The following is a 6,566-nucleotide window of genomic DNA, read 5'->3' on the forward strand; positions in this document are numbered from 1 at the left end:
GCCGGCTGGCCGTCGGCGCCCCTCACCCCCGCCGGCGGCGCGGGGCTGCGCGCCCGGGCGGGCCGCGGCGACCTGCGGCACGAGGAGGTGGTGGCCGCCGTCCAGGAGCGGGTGCTGCCGCTGCGGCACAACAGGTTCAGGACGGCGGCGGACCTGCGCGAGTCGCTGGCCGTTCTCGACTCACTGTGGTCGGCCGTCGTCAACGGGCTCGCACCGGACGGCGACGCCCACAGCATCACCCCCACCCGGGAGGCCGCGGCGATGCTCGCGCACGCCCGGTGGATGTACCGCGGCGCGCTGTCCCGGCCGGAAAGCCGCGGGCTGCAGGTCCGCCTGGACCGGCCAGGGACCGACCCGGCCCTGGCCCACCGCATCCGCGTCGGCGGCCTCGACCAGGTGTGGACGGCCGCCGAGAGCATCGTCGCCGGAACCACCGTCGCCGGAAGTGCCGCCGCTGTCCCTGTTCCCGGCGCCGTTCCCGGCGTTCGCCGTCCCGAGGAGGTGCCGGTCCTGTGATCGAGGTGGTCAGCGACAGCAGGTGCGTCGACTGCGACATCTGTGTCGAGGTGTGCCCCACCAACGTCTTCGACGCGGTCGACGGCGGCCATCCGGTGATAGCCCGGCAGTCCGCATGCCAGACCTGTTTCATGTGCGAGGCCTACTGCCCGGCCGACGCGCTGTTCGTGGCTCCGCTGGCGGGCCCGGCGCCGGCCGGGTCACCGCTGCGGGACGAGGCGTTCCTCGAAGCCCACGACCGGTTCGGGGAGTACCGGCGCTGGCTCGGCTGGGGCCACGGCCGCCGGCCCGGCAGCCTGCTGGACCGCACCCACGTCTTCACCGCGCGCTTCCGCCCGGCGCCGGAGGCATCCGGCCGGTGAGACAGGCGGGACCTCCGCGAAGACCGAACGAGGACACCCGATCCGAGCAGTGACAAGCCTGCTCCAAGTAGTGACAGGCCCGATCCGAGCAGCGACAAGGCAGGGAACAAGCACATGTCGACGTCCCGCGAGCCCGAGCCCGGAACCGGGCCCCGGCCCGTCCCGCGTCCCGCTCCCGCCGGCACGCGGCGCGACCCGTACGCCGGGTTCGGCGGCCGGATCGGGCGCACCTTCGGCGAGTCGGAGCCGGCGTGGCCGTCCCGCGTCCGCCCGGACGGGCGCGCACCCAACATCGTCGTGGTGCTCGTCGACGACATGGGGTACAGCGACATCGGCCCGTTCGGCGCCGAGATCGCCACGCCGGCCCTGGACCGGCTCGCCGCACAGGGTGTGCGGCTGACCAACTACCACACCATGCCGCTGTGCTCGCCGGCCAGGGCAGCCCTGCTGACCGGCCTGAACCCGCACCGCGTCGGATACGCCATGGTGGCCAACGCCGACCCCGGATTCCCCGGCTACGGGATGGAGATCGCCGACGACATCCCCACCCTGGCCGAGCTGCTGCACGACGCCGGATACGCCACCTACGCGGTCGGCAAGTGGCACCTGGCGCGCGACTCGGCGTCCAACGCGGCCGACGACCGGCGCAACTGGCCGCTGCGGAAGGGCTTCGACCAGTACTACGGCGTGCTGGAAGGGCTCACCAGCCTGTTCCACCCGCACCAGCTGGTACGGGACAACAGCCCGCTGGACATCGACGAGCTGCCCGACGGCTACTACTACACCGACGACATCACCGACCAGGCGATCTCGATGGTGACGTCGCTGCGGGCGCACGACGCCGACAAGCCGTTCTTCCTCTACGTCGCGCACAACGCCGTGCACGGTCCGTTGCAGGCCAAGCCCGAGGACGTCCAGCGTTACCGGGGCCGCTACGACGGCGGCTGGGACGCGCTGCGGGAGGCCCGTTTCGACCGGCAGCGCGCGGCCGGCATCTTCCCCGCCGACACCCGGCTGCCGCGGCGCAACTTCGAGGCCGGACACGAGGTGGGCCCCTGGGCGGAGCTCACCCCGGAACAGCAGCGGCTGTACGCCCGGTACATGGAGGTCTACGCCGCCATGGTCGACAACATCGACCAGAATCTCGGACGGCTGCTGGACACCCTCGCCGCGCTCGGCGACCTGGACAACACGATCGTCATCTTCACCTCCGACAACGGAGGCACGGGCGAGGGCGGCGCGGAGGGCACCCGCAGCTACTTCAAGCGTTTCGTCCAGCATCCGGACCTGCCCGCCGACTGGGACCCCGACGTCGAGCGCGACCCCGACCTCATCGGCGGCCCGCGCAGCCTGGTGCACTACCCGCGCGGCTGGGGGATGGCCTCCAACACGCCGTTCCGGCTGTACAAGGGCCAGACCTACGCCGGCGGGGTGCGGGTGCCGTTCATCCTGTCCTGGCCGGCCGGCCTGCGCGCACCCGCCGGCGACGCCGGCATTCGGACACCTGCCGGGGACCCCGGCGTTCGGCCACCTGCCGGGGACCCCGGCGTTCGGCCACCTGCCGGCGACGCCGGCATTCGTACCCAGTACCAGTACGTCACCGACATCACCCCGACGCTGCTCGAACTGGCCGGGGTGGCCCGGCCGGCGCGGCGCCGCGGGCAGCCGGTCCAGGAGCTCGACGGGGTCAGCTTCGCCGCCGTCCTCGCGGATCCGGCCGCGCCCGGCACCCACCACGAGCAGTACTGCGAGATGATCGGCAACCGCAGCTACTACCGGGACGGCTGGAAGCTGGTCACGCAGCACCGCCCCGGTGCTCCGTACGACGACGGCGAATGGGCGCTCTACGACGTGACGCGGGACCCGACCGAGATCGTCGACCTGTCCGCCGCGCACCCCGACGTGGTCAAGGAACTGGCCGCGGCCTGGGAGAACGCGGCCTGGCGCAACGGCGTCTTCCCGCTCGCCGACGGCAGTGGCGCGCTGGTCATCCGCAACCCCGCGGAGGAGCGGCTGCGGCGGCCGGTGACCCTGCTGGCCGGCACCCCCGAGCTGGAGCGCTACCGCTCCGCCAAGCTCATCACCTTCCGCTCCTTCGACATCATCATCGAACTGGACGAGCATGCCGCCGGCGACGAAGGAGTCCTGGTCTCGCACGGCGACCAGGGCGGCGGTTACAGCGTGTACGTGGAGGACGGGCGGCTGCGCTTCGCGTACAACGAGTACGGCGTGCTGCACGAGGCCGACGCCGGGCCGCTGCCCGCCGGCCGGCGCACCGTCCGCGTCCGCGCCCAGGCCATCCCCGGCCTGCGCTGGCAGTGGCGGATCCTCGTCGACGGCACCGAAACCGGCCTGCTGGCCGAGGTGCACCAGCTCATCGGCATGGCCCCGCTCCAGGGGATCAGCGTCGGCGTGGACCGCAGGTCCCCGGTCTCCTGGCCCGTCCACGAACGCCACCGCAGCTTCCGCTACACCGGCCGCCTGAAATCGGTGACCTACATTCCGGGACCGCCCGCCCCCGACGACCCCGAAACTCTGATCCGCACCCTCCGCGAAGCCGCCGCCACCTTCGAGTAGCCCCTCTTATCTGCTCCCGGCCCAGGCAGCCGCGGCCTGGGGCCGCGCCGCGCGCCCCGAGCGGTTCGCCCGCCGGCCACGGCCACCCAGCCTGCCCAAGACCGTGTGGATCAACCAGCCAGTTCCAAGCCAACCGAACAACGACCAACTGTCACATCTGACTTGACATCTACCGGTCGTCCACCGGCTCCACATTCCCGCCCGACCGTCACAGACAACGATCGATCACCGAGTGCAACGGTTCGTTACCGGGAAAGGCTCGCTGAAATCTTCGGCTGCGCCGGTTTGAAGGCTGGCCCGGCCGGTGAGCTTTTCAGTCCGAGGGCTGTGGTCGGGCGGACCAGCCAAAGCTTTCGCGCGGCAGAACGATTTCCCACCTTTTCGGGCCGGTCGGTGGGCGCGGTGGGGCGCGGAGCAGCGGCGCCCGACAGGGTGGGGCGACGCGTGGTGTGGCTTCAGCAAGCCTTCTCGGCGCGGATCGAATAGGTGAGGGAGATGCGCGGAGCGCCCTCAGGATGCCGGTAGATGTCGCCGTCGTGGCGCTCAAGTGACTGGCGTTGGAGGTAGAAGGTGTGGTCGTGTTCGTGGAGGAACTGGATCCGTAGCCCAGCCCCGGCGATCGCCGAGACAACGGTCGACAGACTGTGCCGCCACTCGACGGTCTCGTTGTGCTCGGTCATTGCCGCCTCGTCGGCGTAGGTGCCGGGGCCTCCCGAGGCTTCCGGACCTTCATCGAAGTAGTCGTGCGTGACCGTGCCTCCGGTCTCGTCGTCGAGGACGAAGCTGAAGGGATGGAACTCCGCGAGGTACAGGCACCCAGCGGGAGCCAGTAGTTCAGCGACCACCGACGCCCAGCGGCTGATGTCGGGAAGCCAGTTCAGTGCCCCGAAGCTGCCATGCCAGACCGCCGCCGCCCCGTCGAGAACGCCGGCGCCAGCCGACGAGGAAGACGTCGGCAGCATTCTTTCCGCGCTGGGCCAGGTAGCGGATTTCCGGAAACCGCGCGGGAAGATCTACGAGCTGCGTTTCGTGCTCGCCGTCACGGTCATCGCCACGTTTGCGGGCGCCACCGGCTTCCGTGAGATCGGCAGCCACGCGCCCTGTAGTCCCAGCTTCGGTGGCATCCTGGCACCTTGGCCCAGTGCGCCGTGCTTGGTTACGGCCCTCGTCAGGGCTACTGGGGTGGAGACACAGTGATCGACTGTGGCGGTCGTCGACGGTGATGTCGCGGTAATGTCGTTGACAGTCGCGGAGGGCGCTGTGACGATCACTCTGTGAGAATCGAGGGGGTGGCAGGACGGGCTTTTGTGCCTCGTCCGCTGTCTTTCCGTGCTCTGCTGACGCCAACGTTGGTGGTGTATCTCGCGGTCGGGCTCGGGGTGCTGCTCGGGGTGGCCGGGCTGGTGTTCAAGGTGCGGGACGGCTCGAATCCCGCCGCGGGCATGGTGCTGGGGGCCACCGGCGGTTTCCTGTTCCTCGCCGCCGGGGCGGTGGCGCATACCCGGCGGCCGGCGAACCGGGTAGGGCTGCTGATGGTCCTGGTCGGCGCCGGTTTCTTCGCCGAGGATCTGCAGGTGTCGCGCACCCCGGCGATAAGCACCGCCGGACTGCTGCTGGTCCGGGCGTCGAGCGGGTTCGCCGCGCATCTGCTGCTGGCCTTCCCGAGCGGACGCCTGACCTCACGGGTACAGCGGCTGCTTGTCGCGGCCGCGTATGCCACGGCTTTCGGGCTTCCCTCGGCGGCAGCCCTGTTCTACGACACCCGCCAGCTGCCTGATTCCGTCCCGAACCTGCTGCTCGTCGCCGACAACATCCAGTTGGCTCAGGCAGCGAACCGGATCGAGGAGACGATCGGCGCGGCGATCGCCGTGGGTGTGCTGGTGCTGCTCGTCCGCCGCTGGGCGACGGCCAGCCGGCCGCTGCGGTGGGTGCTCGCACCGGTCTTCGTCACCGGCCTGGTGGGGGCTGCCGCCACGGTGGCCGGCGGGGTTGTGGGTTCGACGGGTCATCCGCTGTACTCGGCGTTCCTGTGGGTCTACTGGGTGGCGTTCTGCCTGCTGCCGCTGGCGTTTCTCGCGGGGGTCCTGCGGGTCCGGCTGGGGCGCACCGCCGTGGGGGACCTGCTGGGACGGTTACACGAGCCGCTGTCAGCCGCCGACCTGCAAGGACTCCTGGCGAGGTCGTTGGGCGATCCCTCGCTGCGGATCGGCTACTGGCGGCCGGAGTCCGGCACGTTCATCGACGGGGACGGCCAGCGGCTGCGGCTTCCGGAGGACGACTCACAGCGTGCCGTGTGGCCGGTGGAGCGTGACGGACGGCGGGTCGCGGCGCTGTTCCACGACCCGGCGCTGCGGGAGGACCCGCACCATCTCGACGCCGTGGCCGCCGCGGCCGGGCTGGCACTGGACAACCAGCGGCTGGCCGCCGAGGTGAACGCCCAGCTCACCGAGGTCCGGGCCTCGCGCGTGCGGATCGTCGCCGCGGCCGACGCCGAACGGCGCCGCCTCGAACGTGACCTGCACGACGGCGCGCAGCAACGGCTCGTCGTCGCGCGGCTGTTGCTGCGTCTGCTCCAGGAACGCCTCGACGGCACCGTCGACGAGCAGACCACGGCGCTGCTCGCGCGCAGTGCCGACGGGCTCGACAGGGCCATGGAGGAACTGCGGGCGCTCGCCCGCGGCATCCACCCCGCCATTCTCACCGAAGCCGGCCTGGTCCCCGCGCTGCGGGCGCTGGCCGAGCAGGCTCCGCTCGACGTGCGGCTGACGGCGGCCGCCGTGCCGCGGCTGGCCCCCGCCGTGGAGGCGACCGGCTATTTCGTGGCGGCCGAGGCGTTGACCAACACCCTCAAGTACGCCCACGCCGACCAGGTCCGGATCGACGTCGAACACGCCGACGGCCGGCTGCGCGTCGAGGTCACCGACAACGGAATCGGAGGTGCCGACATCACGGCCGGGACAGCGGGAACGGCGGGAACGGCCGGGACGGGCCTGCTCGGCCTGCGCGACCGGCTCGCGGCGCTCGACGGCACGCTGACCGTGCACAGCCCGGCAGGTCACGGCACCGTCGTCCGCGCGTTTCTCCCCACGGATGACCCGCGATGAAACCCTT

The 6,566-nt window shown here is 71.4% G+C and carries 5 protein-coding genes and 1 pseudogene; 5 read left to right on the forward strand and 1 reads right to left on the reverse strand.

Translation table 11 applies throughout. From position 1 onward, the window contains the following. The 3 genes and pseudogenes from NBW84_RS19045 to NBW84_RS19055 form a co-directional block, all read left to right on the forward strand. Positions 1-516: pseudogene (locus tag NBW84_RS19045) on the forward strand (pyridine nucleotide-disulfide oxidoreductase); the annotation flags it as partial. Beyond that, the gene (locus NBW84_RS19050) at positions 513-878 is read left to right on the forward strand and encodes a 4Fe-4S dicluster domain-containing protein (protein WP_250286097.1); all 366 of its coding nucleotides are present in this window, start codon (positions 513-515) and stop codon (positions 876-878) included. The pseudogene NBW84_RS19045 and the gene NBW84_RS19050, both read left to right, overlap by 4 nt. A gap of 114 nt (positions 879-992) precedes the next feature. Continuing rightward, positions 993-3,455, forward strand: a complete 2,463-nt coding sequence (locus NBW84_RS19055; RefSeq protein WP_250286098.1) for an arylsulfatase — start codon at positions 993-995, stop codon at positions 3,453-3,455. A gap of 455 nt (positions 3,456-3,910) precedes the next feature. Here the strand turns inward: NBW84_RS19055 and NBW84_RS19060 are convergent, their stop codons facing one another. Continuing rightward, complete coding sequence (locus tag NBW84_RS19060; RefSeq protein WP_250286099.1) at positions 3,911-4,417, reverse strand: hypothetical protein; 507 nt, start codon at positions 4,415-4,417, stop codon at positions 3,911-3,913. Between NBW84_RS19060 and NBW84_RS24520 the strand changes: the two genes are divergently transcribed. Together NBW84_RS24520 and NBW84_RS19065 are read left to right on the forward strand one after the other, a co-directional pair. Next, on the forward strand, positions 4,317-4,652 hold the full coding sequence (locus tag NBW84_RS24520) for a transposase family protein (RefSeq protein WP_445548495.1): 336 nt from the start codon (positions 4,317-4,319) through the stop codon (positions 4,650-4,652). The genes NBW84_RS19060 and NBW84_RS24520 overlap by 101 nt on opposite strands. Positions 4,653-4,762: 110 nt before the next feature. Beyond that, positions 4,763-6,559 (forward strand): ATP-binding protein, encoded by a 1,797-nt coding sequence (locus tag NBW84_RS19065; protein ID WP_250286100.1) that lies wholly within the window; start codon positions 4,763-4,765, stop codon positions 6,557-6,559. Positions 6,560-6,566 lie beyond the last annotated feature (7 nt).

Source organism: Protofrankia sp. CiP1_Cm_nod2, from assembly GCF_920664355.1.
Classification (GTDB): domain Bacteria; phylum Actinomycetota; class Actinomycetes; order Frankiales; family Frankiaceae; genus Protofrankia.